Source organism: Amycolatopsis sp. NPDC051071 (genome assembly GCF_040682875.1).
In the GTDB taxonomy this organism is placed as follows: domain Bacteria; phylum Actinomycetota; class Actinomycetes; order Mycobacteriales; family Pseudonocardiaceae; genus Amycolatopsis.
The window spans coordinates 1-14,576 of record NZ_JBFBBY010000171.1; the positions used below are offsets into that span (position 1 = coordinate 1).

The following is a 14,576-nucleotide window of genomic DNA, read 5'->3' on the forward strand; positions in this document are numbered from 1 at the left end:
CCGAGGGAAGGGGTCCTTCACGCGGCTCAGCCGAAGAAACTCGACCTTCACACCTTCCCCAAGTACATGATGGCCCCCTTCCTTGCGCCTAGCGCAAGGAAGGGGGCCATCATGTACTTCACACGAGCAACGCCACAGGTGACGCGTAAGCGCTCAAGAGCGGGGTCGTTCTAACGACCCAAAACACTCACGAGGCTTTCAGGCGCCGATGCGCCGGACGACGCCGTTCCCGGCGTCACCGGGGTCCGGCAGGTTCTCGGCCGGGTGGTCCGCCGCCCAGGCGGCCGCGTTGGCGATGTCCTTGTCGAGTGCGGCGATCAGCGCTTCCGACGACGGGTACGCCTCCTGCTCGCGCAGGTGGTGGCCCAGCCAGACGGTCAGCACCTCGCCGTACAGGTCACCGCCGAAGTCCAGCAGATGCGCCTCGACGAGCCGGTAGCCGTCCGCGCCGTAGTACGTCGGCCGCCTGCCGACCGAGACCGCCGCCGCGATCCGGGTGCCGTCCGCGCGTTCGGCCCAGCCCGCCCACACTCCGTCGCCGACCTGGCCGTCCTGGTCGCGCAGCGCGATGTTCGCGGTCGGGAAACCCAGTTCCCTTCCCCGCTGATCGCCCTTCTCCACTTGGCCACGGACCACGAAGAACTCCGCCGTCATGCCGCTCCCGTCCCTGACGTCACGAAAGCCATGAATACCACGAGCCGCGCGAGAGGTCGACCGCCGTCCACGGCAAGAGAGTGTCCACTGTGTACTCGGTCACGTCGTGACGAGGCGGTATCCGAGATCCAGCTCGGTCCGGCCGAGCAGGCCGACGTGATGCCGGTGCCAGTGTCCGTCGGCGAGGTCGGCACGCAGCCTGCCGACCGCCGCCGCGACGACGTTCTGGTCCAGCAGCGCCACTCCGGACATCCCCGCGCGTACCCGCTCCGACAGGTAGGCCTCCGGACGGCGCCAGTACGCGCCGAGGAAACCGTCGACGCAGTCCGACGGCACCGGCAGTGGTGCCACCGAAGGTGTCTCGCCGGCGGCGGTCAGCTCCTCGACGACCCGGTCGAGACAGGCCAGCCTGCTCTCGTGCTCGGCGATCTCCGGCAGGTAGTCCCGCACCAGCCAGAACCGCGCGAACACCGCCTGGTCCCAGGTCACGATCACCTGGCGACGGGACACGCGCCGCAACTCGGCGAGCCCGGCGGTCACGTCCGTCCAGTGGTGCACGGTGAGCACCGCCAGACCGGCGTCGAAGGCGCCGTCACGGAAAGGCAGCTCCTCGGCGCACGCCTGGACGGCGGGGGCGGCGGTGGCCGGACGCTGCCCGATCATCCGCCGTGACGGTTCGACGGCGAGCACGCCGCGGTCCTCTGGCTCGTAGGAACCCGCTCCGGCACCGACGTTGACCACCGAGGTCGCGTCGCCGAGGGCGGCGGTGACCACGGCCGCGATCCGGGGGTCCGGACGTCTTGATCGCGTGTAGTCCCGGCCGAGTTCGGCATACGGGTCGCTGATCAAGGGGCGCACGCGGACGAGTCTAGCCAGAGCTCCTACCTGCGGGGACAAGGATTCAGTCTGTCGTGGTCAATAAAGTGTCCGAAAGCACGGGTGCCTCGTCCCGTTCCGGCGCCGTTGTCGTGATCAGCAGCCCGGCGGGCTCCCGCCAGACCCGGGTCCGCAGTGGTTCACCGGGGAAGACGACGCCGGCGAACTTCGCCGAGAACGACGCGACACGTGAGGTGTCGCCGTCGAGGAGTTCGTCGGTGACGGCCTTCGCGACGACGCCGTAGGTACACAGGCCGTGCAGGATCGGTTTGTCGAACCCCGCCGTCGCCGCGAACGCGGGATCGGCGTGGAGCGGGTTCCGGTCGCCGCAGAGCCGGTAAAGCAGCGCCTGCTGCGGCAACGTCGGTGTGTCGATGACCACGTCCGGCTCCCGGGATGGAAGCTCGACGCGATCGGACGGTCCGCGTTCGCCGCCGAAACCGCCTTCGCCACGGGCGAAGATGCTCGACCGGAGGGTCCACAGTGGAGTTCCGTCGGAGTCGGTGGCGACAGTCTCGTTCACGATCACCGCCGCCTTGCCCTTGTCGAAGACGTCGACGATCCTGGTCCGCGCCACCGCCTTGCCCGACGCCGGGATCGGCCGGTGCGCGATCACTTCCTGCTTGCCGTGCAGTACTTTCCCGAGGTCGACCTCGACGCCGGGGAACGAGACGGCAGGCGGCTCGAATACGCGCGGGTTCGCCGCCACGGTCGCGAACGTCGGCAGTACCCGGAGGCCGTCCTCGTAGGTGTAGCGCAGCTCCCGCGGGCTCATCGGGTCGGCACCCGCGCCCAAGGCCAGGTGGTACAGCTGCACGTCCGACGCTGTCCAGGCGAAGCTCACCTCGCCGAGGTCGGCGCCGATCGCGACCGAAGGATCGATGGGCACGGAGACTCCTACTCGTAGGTGACGATGACCTCGTCGGTCAGCGGCAGGGACTGACACGCCAGCACGATGCCCTCGGCGATGTCGTCGCCGTCGAGGACCTCGTTGTGCAGCATCTTCACCTCACCCGAGGTGATCCGGCAAGCGCAGGCACTGCACTGGCCATCACGGCAGGAGTACGGCGCGTCGAATCCCTTTTCCAGCAACAGGTCCAGCAGTTTGGTCCGGCGCGGCCAGTCCAGTTTCCTGGTCTCGCCGTCGAGGGTGACTTCGACCCTGGCCGGGGTCTCGGCCTCTTCGACGACGACCGGTTCGGACACCTCGAACGGATTCCCGCCGAGTGACAGGAACCGTTCCAAGTGAAGGCGTTTGCGCGGCAGGCCGAGATCCTTGAGCACCGTGCGCGCGGCGTCCATGAACGGCGCCGGGCCGCAGATGAACGCTTCGTGTGACGTGTACGGCGTCACCAGTGCGCGCAGGTGTGCCCCGGTGGGCAGTCCTTGCAGGCTTTCCAGCCAGTGCACGACGGTCAGCCGGTCCTGGTATCGAGCGGCGAGGTCCGTCAGATCGCGCGCGAAGATCACCGACCGCTCGTCGCGGTTCGCGTAGAGCAGCACGACCTTGCCGGTTCCGCGCTCAAGTGCGGACTTCAGGATCGACATCACCGGCGTGATCCCGCTGCCGCCCGCGAGCAAGAGGAAGTCCTCGTCGAGCGACGCGGGACTGAACACCCCGGCGGGTGGGAGGACCTGGACCTCCTGGCCCGCGCGAAGGTTGTCGCAGAGCCAATTCGACCCGTAGCCCTCGGCGGTGCGTTTGACGGTGACCTGTACCCGGTTCTCGTGCGGCGCGCTGGAGAGCGAATAGCAGCGGGCCACCGACCCGGTCCGCTCGCTCGGCACCCGCACGGTGAGGAACTGTCCTGGGGTGTAAGCGAAAACCGCGGCGTGCTCGGCCGGGATCTCGAACACGATCGACGACGCGTCGGCCGTTTCGGCGATCACCTCGGCCACGGTCACGGTGACGGGGCCGCTCATTCGGGCACCTCCAGCAGGCCGTCCTTCACCGCGGCGTCGATACTGTCGCTGAGGTTGCCGCAGGTATCGAGCAGCGCGGTCAGCGCTCCCGACGCCTTCTGCTCGGCGAACACCGGGCAGCTCCGCGACGCGTCGGACGTCCACTGGATACTGGTGTGCTGCACGCTGTTCTTCTTGACCAGCACGCGGGTCCCGCACGTACGGCAGCTCAGCGGCTGAAGCCCGGCGGTCAGGAACTCGACGGTCTCGGGCTTCACACCCCGGCCTCTTCCGCCTGCCGCCGCGCCAGGTTGTCGGCCACCTCCGCCGCCCAGACCTCGTTGGCGCGGCTGGTGTCCACTTCGAACTCGAAGCGCTGGGTCATCTCCTCGCTGACGTCGGCGGCGTCCACATAGAACTGGTCGTACCAGCGGCGCAGCTGGTACACCGGTCCGTCTTCCTCGCACAGCAAGGGATTGTCGATCCGCGTCTTGTTGCGCCAGATCTCCACGTCCTGCAGGAAGCCGACGCCGATGCCCTTGGCGAACTTCCCGGCGATCTTGTCCGCGTGCTCGTCCGAGACGCCCTCGAACTTCTTCACGCTCACGCCCCATTGCAGGACGAAGGAGTTCTCGGTGACCGGGTAGTGGCAGTTGATCAGCACGTTCTCGATCTCGAAACCCTGGTAGGTGTTGAGCAGCTTGTTGATCATGTACGACGGCCCGAAGTACGACGCCTCCGACCGCAGCAGATTCTCCTCGCCGCCGTAGTTCGACGCCATTCCCTTGTCCGGACGGCCTTTCGTGTTCAAGTACTGCGTGGCGACATGTCCATCGAACACGTTCTTGAAGTAGGTCGGGAAGGCGTAGTGGATGTAGAAGAAGTGCGCCATGTCGACCATGTTGTCGATGATCTCGCGGCAGTTGGAGCCCTCGATCAGCACCGAATCCCAGGTCCAGTTGCTCCACTCGCCGTTGAACACGCCCTCGATCCGTGGGATGACGACGCCTTCGGGTGGCGGGTTGCCTTCCGGGTCGTGCCAGACGAAGAGCTGCTTGTTCTCTTCCAGCACCAGCCACGACTTCGTCCTGGCCCGCAGCGGAACCCTTTTGGCGTAAGGGATCGAGACACACTTCCCGTTCCCGTTCCAGCGCCAGTCGTGGAACGGGCAGGCGATCTCGTCACCCTTGACCTCGCCCTGGGTGAGGTCGCCGCCCATATGGCGGCAGTACCCGTCGAGCACGTTCAGCTTCCCGGACGAATCGGCGAAGACCACCAGTTTCGTCCCGAACGCCGTGATGGCGTGCGGTTTCCCGTCCCGGAACGACTCGGCGAGGCCGAGGCAGTGCCAGCCACGCGCGAACCGCGAAGGGAGCGCGCCCGCGTCGATCTGCCGTACTGATTCGGTCGTCATCGGCTGCCTCCCGCATTGCTGGTCTGATCTTGCTGCGCGAGGTGCTCGGCCGCAAGGTAGCCGAACACCATCGCCGGGCCGATCGTCGCGCCGGGGCCGGCGTAGGTGCGGCCCATCACCGCCGCGCTCGTGTTGCCCGCCGCGTACAGTCCGTCGATCACCGACCCGTCCTCGCGCAGGACACGCGCTTGCGGGTCGATCCTCAGGCCGCCCTTGGTGCCCAGGTCGCCGGGCACGATCTTCACCGCGTAGTACGGCGCGACGTCCAGCGGGCCGAGGCTCGGGTTGGGCTTGTTCCGCGGATCGCCGTAGTAGTGGTCGTAGGCACTGCGCCCTCGGTGGAAGTCCTCGTCCTCGCCATTGCGGGCGAACCCGTTGAACCGCTGGATGGTGGCCTCCAGCGCGTCGGCCGGGACCTCGATCCGCTCGGCGAGTTTCGCGATCGTGCTCGCTTTGACCGCGATGCCCGCTTTGAACCAGCGGCCGGGCAGCGGCTGGCGGGGGCCGAGGCCGGTGAACATGTACCGGTTGCGGTTGCGCTGGTCGAACACCAGCCAGGTCGGGATGTTCACGCCGGGGCCGTCACCGTCGCCGTACATCGCGTGCACGGCCTCGACGTACGGCGCCGACTCGTTGACGAAGCGTTCACCTCGCGCGTTGACCATCAGGCAACCCGGCCGCGACCGCTCGGCGAGCGCGAACCACGGGCCGCCGGTGAGCGGGATCGACGGGCCCCACCAGGCGTCGTCCATCAGGTCGGTGGCCGCGCCGAGTTTGAGCCCGGCGCCGATGGCGTCACCGGTGTTGGCCTCGGCGCCGACGGTCCACTCGGTCCCGATGGGCGCACGCTGATACTTGACCCGCATCTCCTCGTTGCGCTCGAACCCTCCGGCGCCGAGGACGACTCCGAGCCGTGAGCGGAGCAGGGTCTCTTCACCCTCATGGCGGACCATGACGCCGACCACGCGATCGCCCTCGACCTTGAGGTCCAGCAGCGGCGAGTTCAGCCAGACGGGGACGTTCGCCCGCCTGAGACCTTCACGCAAACCGGCCGCAAGCGCTTGCCCCATGGAAAGAAGGTGCTGACGGCGGATCCGGCCTGCCAGCCAGCGGCCGCCGAGACCGAGGACGCGGAGGATCCCGCGCGGATGCCGGGCGAGCAGGCTCAGCCATCGGTAGTCCGCCTGGGTGATCGGGGCGCCCAGCGGGGGAGCGCTGTACGGCGGCTCCAGCTTCGCCAGTTCCGGCCCGAGGAGATTGCCGTCGAGGGCGGCCGGTTCGACCGAGCGCCCGCCGGGACGTCCGCCCGGGGCCTCCGGGTGGTAGTCCGAGTAGCCGCGGACCCAGCGGAAGCGCAACGGGGTCTTGTCGCAGACGAACGCGAGGACCTCCGGGCCGCGGTCGAGGAAGGCAGACCGGAGTTCGGCCGGGACGACGTCCCCGACGATCGACTGAAGATACTCGCGCGCCCGTTCCGGGGATTCCTCGATCCCGGCCGCGCGCAGGGCGTGGTTGCCGGGAATCCACACACCACCGCCGGACCGCGCCGTCGAGCCGCCGAAGTGGGCGGCCTTCTCGACGACGAGGACCTTCAGTCCCCGATGGGCTGCGGACAGTGCGGCGGTCATCCCGGCGGCACCACTGCCGACCACGATCACGTCGTAGTCCATACGCCCCTCACCTGGAACACGTTGTAGGAAGCAGGTAACAGCATCCGCGCTGCTCCAGTCACCATAGACGAGAACGTGTTCTAGTTCTAGGGTGGGGCCATGGACTCCCTAGTCGCGGACGTGGTGATCGTGGGTTTCGGGGCGGCAGGCGCCTGTGCGGCGATCGAAGCCGCCGACGCGGGTGCTCGCGTGCTGATCCTGGACCGGTTCTCCGGCGGTGGCGCGAGCGCCGTGAGCGGTGGGGTCGTCTACGCCGGTGGCGGGACCGCGCAGCAACGGGACGCGGGTGTCGACGACAGCGTCGACGCGATGTACGACTACCTACGGCTCGAAGCCGGCGACGTCGTCTCCGAGGAGACCCTGCGGCGGTTCTGCGTGGGCAGTACGGAGATGGTCACCTGGCTGGAGGGCAACGGCGTCCCGTTCGAGGGCAGCCTGTGTCCGTACAAGACGTCCTATCCGAGCGACGCGCACTATCTTTACTACTCGGGGAGCGAGGCGGCGGGCGGGTTCCGCGACGCGGCCAAACCCGCGCCGCGCGGACATCGGGTCAAAGGGCCGGGAACCTCGGGAAAACTGCTGATGAAACGGCTGGCCGACGCTGTCCGGCGGCGCGGTATCGAGGTGTTGCCGCAGACCGCCGCGCGGAACCTGATCGTGGACGCCGACGGGACGGTGACCGGCGTCGTCGTGTCCACCTTGCGGGACGCGCCCGCGCGGGTGCGGGCCACGCACCGGAAGCTGGCCGCGTATGCCGCGAAACCCGGGATCTACGTGCCGTCGCTGCGGAAGTCACTGCACCGGCGGGTGGAACGGATCGAACGCCGCTATGGCCGTGAGCTGCGGATATCGGCGACTCGCGGGGTCGTCCTCGCGGCGGGCGGGTTCATCGCGAACCGCGAGATGGTGCGCGAACACGCACCCGCATATCGCGGCGGGCTGGCACTCGGGACGTCGGCCGACGACGGGTCCGGGATCCGGATGGGCGTCGAGGCGGGTGGGGCCACCGCGGAACTCGGGCGGATCTCCGCCTGGCGGTTCCTCACCCCGCCGTCGGCGTTCCTCGGTGGGCTCCTCGTCGACAAGACGGGCGGCCGGATCATCGACGAATCCCGGTACGGGGCGGCCGTCGGCGAACGCATGATCACCGAGCACGATGGCCGCGGCTGGCTGCTGGCCGACGACGCCATCGTGCGGGAGGTCCGGCGTGACGCGCGCGGGCAAAGTCAATGGTTCCAAGGACTTCAGGTGCGTTACCTGCTGCGGCAACGGGTCGTCGCCGGGTCGCTCGACGAGGTCGCGCGCAAGGCGGGCGTCGATCCGGACGGGCTTCGGTCCACGGTCGAGGCCGCCGGATCCGGTGCCGATCCGATGGGTAAACCCGCCGAGTTCGCCCGGCCGCTGGACCGGCCGCCGTACTCGCTGATCGACGTCTCGATCCGGCCGAATCTCGGCTACCCGTGCCCGATGCTGACGCTGGGCGGCCTGGTCGTCGACGAGGAGACCGGCGCCGTACGTGCCACGGGAGGTGCCCCGATTCGCGGGCTGTACGCGGCGGGCCGGACAGCGGTGGGAATCTGTTCTAGGTCCTATGTGAGCGGTCTGTCGCTGGCCGACTGCGTGTTTTCCGGCCGCCGTGCCGGAGTGCACAGTGCGCTCGACCGGGGATCGGTCGACAAAAACGAGAACGTGTTCTAGTCTTGAATTCGATTCATGGCGCATGGCGAGAGAGGGAACGCATATGAGCGAGCACGCCGCCCAGGACGTGATCGCGGGGATCCGCGAGCTGCTGCCGGTCCTGCGGGAGCGGGCACAGGAGACGGAGGACGCCCGGCGCGTTCCCGAGGAGTCCGTCAAATCCCTGCAGGAGACCGGGTTCTTCAAACTCCTGCAGCCGAAGACGTTCGGTGGCCTCGAAGCCGACCCGGTGAGCTTCTACACGTGCGTCAAACTCGTCGCGAGCGCGTGCGGGTCCACGGGCTGGGTCGCCTCCATCCTCGGCGTCCACCCGTGGCACCTCGGCCTGTTCGAAGCGCAGGCGCAGCAGGACGTCTGGGGTGACGACGTCGACGTCCGGATCTCCTCGTCCTACGCGCCGATGGGCAAGGCGGACGTCGTCGACGGCGGCTACCGGCTCAGCGGGCGCTGGAGTTTCTCCTCGGGCTGCGATCACGCGACCTGGGTGCTGCTGGGCGGTCCGGTGTTCTCCGGCGGTAAGCCGGTGGACTTCTGCACCTACCTGGTGCCGATCTCCGACTACACGATCGAAGACGTCTGGGACACCGTGGGCCTGCGCGGCACCGGGTCCAACGACATCATCGTGAACGACGTCTTCGTCCCGAAGCACCGTGCGCTCAGCTTCATCGCGACGTCGAAGTGCAAGACGCCGGGCCAGGAGATCAACCCCGGCCCGCTGTACAAGCTCCCGTACGGTTCGGTGCATCCGAGCACGATCACCGCGCCCATCATCGGGATGGCGCAAGGCGCCTACGACGCGCACGTCGAATACCAGGGCAAGCGGGTCCGGGCGGCATACGCGGGTGAACAGTCCAAAGAGGACCCGTTCGCCAAGGTGCGCATCGCCGAGGCGGCCAGCGAGATCGACGCTGCGTGGCTCCAGCTGACGCATAACATCGACGAGCTGTACCAGCTGGCGTGCAAGGGGGAGAAGCTGCCGTTCCCCACCCGGCTGCGAGTCCGCCGCGATCAGGTCCGCGGCACCGAACGCGCGATCTTCGCGATCGACAGGCTTTTCGAGAACTCCGGCGGGCGGGCACTGAAAACCGGAACGCCGATTCAACGGTTCTGGCGCGACGCCCACGCCGGCCGCGTGCACGCGGCGAACGACGCCGAGCGCGCCTACGTCATGTTCGGAACCGGAGCCTTCGGGCTGCCCGTCGAGAATGCGATGGTCTGATGACCGAAGGCAAGTACGTCACCGTCCAAGATGGACTGAAGCTGCACTATCACGAGGCGGGCGGGGAACATCCGGAGACGGTGATCCTGCTGCACGGCGGTGGCCCCGGCGCGTCGGCGTGGAGCAACTTCGGACGGAACCTGCCGGTGCTCGCCAAGAACTACCGTGTACTCGCGATCGACCAGCCCGGTTTCGGCCGGTCGGACAAGCGGACCGAGCATCCGCAGTACTTTCGTTACAGCGCGGACGCGGTCATCGGGCTGATGGACGAACTCGGCATCGAGCGGGCCCATTTCGTCGGCAACTCACTCGGCGGCGGGGCGTCCGTGCGGCTCGCCCTGAACCATCCGAAGCGTGCCGGACGACTGGTGCTGATGGGTCCTGGCGGGCTGAGCGTGAACTTGTTCGCGCCCGATCCGACGGAAGGCATCAAGAACCTTGGCCGGTTCGGTGCCCCGCCGGGACCGAGCCGGGACAAACTCGAAGCGTTCCTGCGGATCATGGTGCACGACCAGTCCCTGATCACCGACGAACTCATCGACGAGCGGTTCGCCGCCGCGAGCGCACCCGAGTCGCTGGCCGCGATGAAGGCGATGGGCGCGTCGTTCGCCCAGCCCGGCACCTACGAGGAAGGCATGCTCTGGCGTGAGGCGCACCGCCTGCGTCAGCGCGTGCTGCTCATCTGGGGCCGGGAGGACAGGGTCAATCCGCTCGACGGCGCCTTCCTCGCGCTCAAGACGATCCCGCGTGCGCGGTTGCACGTGTTCGGCGGTTGCGGGCACTGGGCGCAACTGGAGAAGTTCGACGAGTTCAACCGGCTGGCACTCGACTTCCTGGGAGCCTCCTGATGGGTATCCGTTCGCTCGCCTACCTCCGCATCGAAGCCACCGACATGGCCGCGTGGCGTGAATACGGGCTCAAGGTCCTCGGTATGGTGGAAGGCTCCGGCACGCATCCGGACGCGCTCTACCTGCGCATGGACGACTTCCCGGCCCGGCTGGTCGTCTTCCCCGGTGAACACGACAGGCTCGCCGTGGCGGGCTGGGAAGTCGGCAACGTCGGCGAACTCGACGAGATCCGGGCATCGCTCGACGCGCATTCCGTGCCGTACAAGGAAGGCACGCCGGACCAGCTCGCCGATCGCCGGGTCGACGGCCTGGTGTCGTTTGAGGACCCGTCCGGTAACACGCTCGAAGTCTTCCACGGTGTCGCGTTGCGGCATCGACGCGTCGTGAGTCCTTACGGCCACAAGTTCGTGACCGGGGAACAAGGTCTCGGGCACGTCGTACTGTCCACTCACGACGATGAAGCCTCCCTCCGGTTCTACCGCGACGTCCTCGGTTTCCGGTTGCGTGACTCGATGAAACTGCCACCGCAGATGGTCGGCAGGCCCGCGGACGGTGCCCCGGCGTGGTTGCGGTTCTTCGGCTGCAACCCGCGTCACCACAGTCTCGCGTTCCTTCCGATGCCGACTCCGAGCGGCATCGTGCACCTCATGGTCGAAGTGGAGAACACCGACGACGTCGGCCTCTGCCTCGACCGGGCCATCCGCCGGAAGGTGCCGATGTCGGCGACCCTCGGGCGGCACGTCAACGATCTGATGCTCTCGTTCTACATGAAGACCCCCGGCGGCTTCGACGTCGAATACGGCTGCGAGGGGCGTCAAGTGGACGACGAGAGCTGGATCGCCCGAGAGAGTACGGCGGTTTCCTTGTGGGGACACGACTTTTCAGTCGGCGCCCGTCCGCCGGGGCAGTCGTGACCCCGGTGACGGACGTCGGATCGGATATCGACCCGGCGCGGTTCCGGTCGGTGCTCGGCCACTTCTGCACCGGCGTCGCGGTGGTGACCGGGCACGACGGCCGGGCGCCGGTGGGGTTCGCGTGCCAGTCGTTCGCGGCGCTTTCCCTTGACCCACCACTGGTCTTGTTCTGTCCGGCCAAGACTTCCCGGACGTGGGCGGTGCTCGCCGAGTCCGGCCGGTTCGCCGTCAACGTGCTCGCGGAAGATCAGCAGGACGTCAGCGCGGTGTTCGGGGCACGCGGGCAGGACAAGTTCGCCACCGTCGACTGGAGCCCGTCCCCGTCCGGATCTCCTTTGCTGGCAGGGGCTTTGACGTGGATCGACTGTGAGCTGGAAACCGTGCACGAGGCAGGTGACCATTATGTCGTCGTCGGCCGCGTCACCGCGCTCGGCGAACCTTCCGAGGACCGGCCGCTGCTGTTCCACCGCGGGCGGTACACCGTGACGGAACCGGTGACGGACGCGCTCGCGGCACTCATGCCGTGGCCGCGTCCCGACGATTGGTTATAACCGTAAAAACGGAAAAACGGAAAAAGCAGGCCCTGTCCTTTCCGAGGTCTTCCGCTTAGCGTTTTCGGCGGAAGCTCACCTAGGGATGGGGAAAGCAACGTGAACGGAAATTCGCGCAGACTGGCCGGAATCGGGCTGGCCGCCGCTGTCGTCACGGTCTTGGCAGGCGTGACGCCCGCGCAGGCCGCCGAAGCCACGATCGTCGGCGCCGGTGCGGAAGGCGTCATCTCCGACAGCTACATCGTCGTGCTCAAGGACGGTTCCGCCGCCGACAAGCCTTCGCTGGCAAGCAAGTTCGGTGGCACGATCGGGCGGCAGTACACGCAGGGCATCAGCGGTTTCTCGGTGGCGCTGGGCGAGCGGCAGGCCAAACGCCTCGCGGCGGATCCGGCGGTCGCCTTCGTCGAGCAGAACAAGGTCCTGCGTGCCGACGGGACGCAGGCGAATCCGCCGTCGTGGGGACTCGACCGGATCGACCAGCGGAAACTGCCGCTGAACAACTCCTACACCTATCCGAATACCGCGGCGAATGTGAATGTGTACGTCCTCGACACCGGTATTCGCGCCACGCACACCGATTTCGGTGGCCGGGTGAAGCAGGGCTACGATTTCATCGACAATGACACGAACGCGGACGACGGTTACGGTCACGGTACGCATGTCGCCGCCACCATCGCCGGCACGAAATACGGTGTCGCCAAGGGTGCTTCGCTGTATCCGGTGCGAGTCCTCGGTTCGGACGGCAGCGGCACGACCGCCGGGGTGATCTCGGGCGTCAACTGGATCACCCAGAACGCCAAAAAACCGGCCGTGGCCAACGCCAGCCTCGGTGGTGGCGCGTCGGCCGCGCTGGACACCGCGGTGCGGAACTCCATCAAGGCGGGGATCACCTGGACGGTCGCGGCGGGCAACTCGAACGTCAACGCCTCGAACTCCTCGCCCGCGCGGGTGACCGAAGCACTCACGGTCGCGGCGGCGGACCGCACCGACCGGCGGGCTTCCTTCTCCAACTACGGTTCCGTGGTCGATCTGTTCGCGCCGGGCGTCGGGATCACGTCGGCCTGGAAGGACAACGACACCGCGACCTACACCGGTGACGGCACCTCGTTCGCCGCTCCGCATGTGGCCGGTGCCGCGGCGCTCTACCTGTCGGCGAACACCGGGGCCACCGCGGCCCAGGTGGCACAGGCGCTGATCAGCGCTTCGACTCCGGGGCTGGTGACCAACCCCGGTAGCGGTAGCCCGAACCGCACGCTTTACGTCGGGTAGGTTCCCTCGGTGGTGGCTCGGTCCCGGCGTTGTGCCGGGACCGAGCTTTTCCGTCCCCTCGGCCGAGGCGGGCCGAGTAGCGACCGCAAGGCCAAGGGCGGCAAGGACAACAGCTGCTCCAGTTCGGCCAGCGCCCGGAGTGACTCCGGGCGTTCCGGTCTGCGTCTGCCGGATTGCCAATGGCTCAGCGTCGGCACACTGATGGAGACGCCGCGGAGTCCGAGGCGGTGGCGGATCCGGTCCAGCGGGAGCCCGCTGGCCGTGATCGCCGCGCGCAGAGCTCGCGGGAACGGTTCTGTGTGCAGGGTGGCGCCGGGGAAGATCTTCGGGGGCGACATGCACCGAAAGTAAGGAGCCGTATCTGGAGTGTCAACGGCGTGCGGTGGTCGTCCCAGCCGGTGAACCCTCCGAAAGTCGGATCGGCTCACCCGCTTCGTGCAGACTGCGCAACGCGAGCGAGTACGACTCCAGCAGCCCCGTCTCGTGATACGGGACGCCGATTTCCGCGCAGTACCCTTGGACGATGGGCCGGGCGCGGCGAAGATGCGGCGACGGCATACTCGGGAACAGATGGTGCTCGATCTGGTAGTTGAGCCCGCCGAGCGCGACGTCGACGACCAGGCCGCCGCGGACGTTGCGTGACGTGAGCACCTGCTTGCGGAGGAAGTCCAGTTCGGTTTCCCCGGACAGGATCGGCATTCCCTTGTGGTTGGGCGCGAAGATCGATCCCATGTAGACGCCCCACAGTGCTTTGTGGACGATGAAGAAGACGAGTGCCTTTCCGGGGGAGAGAACGACGAGCAGTGCGCTGAAGTAGAGCGCGAAATGCGTCAACAGCAGGGCCGCTTCGAGCCCGCGTCGCCGGATGCCGGGCTTCGAAACCGCGCGGATACCGGAGAAGTGCAGGTTCAGGCCTTCGAGCGTGAGCAGCGGAAAGAACAGGAAAGCCTGGTAGCGCCCGATGAACCGCGGGATCCCCTTGCTGGCCCTCGCCTGCTCCTTCGACCACACCAGGATGTCCGGGTCGACGTCGGGATCGAGGTCCTCGTGGTTCGGGTTCGCGTGGTGGCGGGTGTGCTTGTCCATCCACCAGCCGTAACTCATACCGGCACCGAGGTTTCCCGCGATCCGGCCGGCGATCTCGCTGGGACGTCGGGTCCGGAACACCTGACGGTGCGCGAGATCGTGCGACAGCAAGGCGATCTGGCCGAACATCACCGCCTGGAACACGGCGATCCCCAGCTGCCACCAGGAATCGCCGATCGCGAAGAAGGCGACCCAGCCCGACACGAAGAGCGTGGCGACCAGTCCGATGCGGAACACGTAGTAGCCGGGGCGGCGGTCGAGGAGGCCCGCTTCGCTGACGCGGCGGGACAGGCGGGCGAAATCGCTGCCTGTGCGGAGGTTTGCGGTCACCCTGGTGAGTCTGGTGCGGGGCGGGCGTGGGAGTGAATGCGGTGCGCAGGTGGGTCGGGGCGGGGGCTGGCCCTACCTCGCGTGCGGAGTGGGTGTCGTGAGTGGGCCGTTCATGAAGGATTTGGGACGTTGACTGTCCCAAATC

General features: G+C 67.6%; 15 protein-coding genes. 6 read left to right on the top strand and 9 right to left on the bottom strand.

Annotation, left to right across the window (positions count from 1 at the left end; genetic code table 11):
• Window positions 1–198 precede the first annotated feature (198 nt).
• From AB0M65_RS34490 to kstD, 7 genes are all read right to left on the bottom strand, one after another.
• Entirely contained in the window at window positions 199–654 is a 456-nt protein-coding gene (locus AB0M65_RS34490) for a riboflavin kinase (RefSeq protein WP_364037429.1), read from the bottom strand.
• A gap of 99 nt (window positions 655–753) precedes the next feature.
• Window positions 754–1,503, bottom strand: a complete 750-nt coding sequence (locus AB0M65_RS34495) for a methyltransferase domain-containing protein (protein WP_364037468.1) — start codon at window positions 1,501–1,503, stop codon at window positions 754–756.
• 52 nt (window positions 1,504–1,555) lie between these two features.
• On the bottom strand, window positions 1,556–2,419 hold the full coding sequence (locus tag AB0M65_RS34500; RefSeq protein WP_364037432.1) for a MaoC/PaaZ C-terminal domain-containing protein: 864 nt from the start codon (window positions 2,417–2,419) through the stop codon (window positions 1,556–1,558).
• A gap of 8 nt (window positions 2,420–2,427) precedes the next feature.
• Entirely contained in the window at window positions 2,428–3,453 is a 1,026-nt protein-coding gene (locus AB0M65_RS34505; protein WP_364037435.1) for a ferredoxin--NADP reductase, read from the bottom strand.
• On the bottom strand, window positions 3,450–3,710 hold the full coding sequence (locus AB0M65_RS34510) for a hypothetical protein (protein ID WP_364037438.1): 261 nt from the start codon (window positions 3,708–3,710) through the stop codon (window positions 3,450–3,452). The genes AB0M65_RS34505 and AB0M65_RS34510 overlap by 4 nt, the downstream gene beginning before the upstream one ends.
• Window positions 3,707–4,846, bottom strand: coding sequence for a Rieske 2Fe-2S domain-containing protein (locus AB0M65_RS34515; protein WP_364037441.1), 1,140 nt, complete (start codon window positions 4,844–4,846; stop codon window positions 3,707–3,709). Before AB0M65_RS34515 ends, AB0M65_RS34510 begins: the two co-directional genes overlap by 4 nt.
• A complete protein-coding gene (kstD, locus tag AB0M65_RS34520; protein WP_364037444.1) occupies window positions 4,843–6,516 on the bottom strand; it encodes a 3-oxosteroid 1-dehydrogenase in 1,674 nt (557 codons plus the stop codon). The genes AB0M65_RS34515 and kstD overlap by 4 nt, the downstream gene beginning before the upstream one ends.
• 99 nt (window positions 6,517–6,615) lie before the next feature.
• On the opposite strand from kstD, the gene AB0M65_RS34525 reads away from it, so the two are divergent.
• The 6 genes from AB0M65_RS34525 to AB0M65_RS34550 all read left to right on the top strand — a co-directional run bounded on the left by AB0M65_RS34525 (window position 6,616) and on the right by AB0M65_RS34550 (window position 13,015).
• On the top strand, window positions 6,616–8,214 hold the full coding sequence (locus AB0M65_RS34525; protein WP_364037447.1) for an FAD-binding protein: 1,599 nt from the start codon (window positions 6,616–6,618) through the stop codon (window positions 8,212–8,214).
• Between the two features lie 43 nt (window positions 8,215–8,257).
• Window positions 8,258–9,433 (top strand): 3-hydroxy-9,10-secoandrosta-1,3,5(10)-triene-9,17-dione monooxygenase oxygenase subunit, encoded by a 1,176-nt coding sequence (gene hsaA, locus AB0M65_RS34530; protein WP_364037450.1) that lies wholly within the window; start codon window positions 8,258–8,260, stop codon window positions 9,431–9,433.
• Window positions 9,433–10,281 carry a 4,5:9,10-diseco-3-hydroxy-5,9,17-trioxoandrosta-1(10),2-diene-4-oate hydrolase gene (gene hsaD / locus AB0M65_RS34535; protein WP_364037453.1) on the top strand — a complete coding sequence of 283 codons (849 nt, stop codon included), beginning with the start codon at window positions 9,433–9,435 and terminating at the stop codon, window positions 10,279–10,281. Before hsaA ends, hsaD begins: the two co-directional genes overlap by 1 nt.
• Window positions 10,281–11,195 (top strand): iron-dependent extradiol dioxygenase HsaC, encoded by a 915-nt coding sequence (hsaC, locus tag AB0M65_RS34540; protein ID WP_364037456.1) that lies wholly within the window; start codon window positions 10,281–10,283, stop codon window positions 11,193–11,195. The genes hsaD and hsaC overlap by 1 nt, the downstream gene beginning before the upstream one ends.
• Window positions 11,192–11,746 carry a 3-hydroxy-9,10-secoandrosta-1,3,5(10)-triene-9,17-dione monooxygenase reductase subunit gene (hsaB, locus tag AB0M65_RS34545; protein ID WP_364037459.1) on the top strand — a complete coding sequence of 185 codons (555 nt, stop codon included), beginning with the start codon at window positions 11,192–11,194 and terminating at the stop codon, window positions 11,744–11,746. Before hsaC ends, hsaB begins: the two co-directional genes overlap by 4 nt.
• A gap of 135 nt (window positions 11,747–11,881) precedes the next feature.
• Window positions 11,882–13,015: a S8 family peptidase gene (locus AB0M65_RS34550; RefSeq protein ID WP_364037471.1), complete on the top strand. Its 1,134-nt coding sequence runs from the start codon at window positions 11,882–11,884 to the stop codon at window positions 13,013–13,015.
• Here AB0M65_RS34550 and AB0M65_RS34555 read toward each other — a convergent pair.
• Together AB0M65_RS34555 and AB0M65_RS34560 are read right to left on the bottom strand one after the other, a co-directional pair.
• Window positions 13,003–13,353 (bottom strand): transcriptional regulator, encoded by a 351-nt coding sequence (locus AB0M65_RS34555; RefSeq protein WP_364037462.1) that lies wholly within the window; start codon window positions 13,351–13,353, stop codon window positions 13,003–13,005. The genes AB0M65_RS34550 and AB0M65_RS34555 overlap by 13 nt on opposite strands.
• 31 nt (window positions 13,354–13,384) lie before the next feature.
• Complete coding sequence (locus tag AB0M65_RS34560; protein WP_364037465.1) at window positions 13,385–14,431, bottom strand: acyl-CoA desaturase; 1,047 nt, start codon at window positions 14,429–14,431, stop codon at window positions 13,385–13,387.
• Window positions 14,432–14,576: the final 145 nt, after the last annotated feature.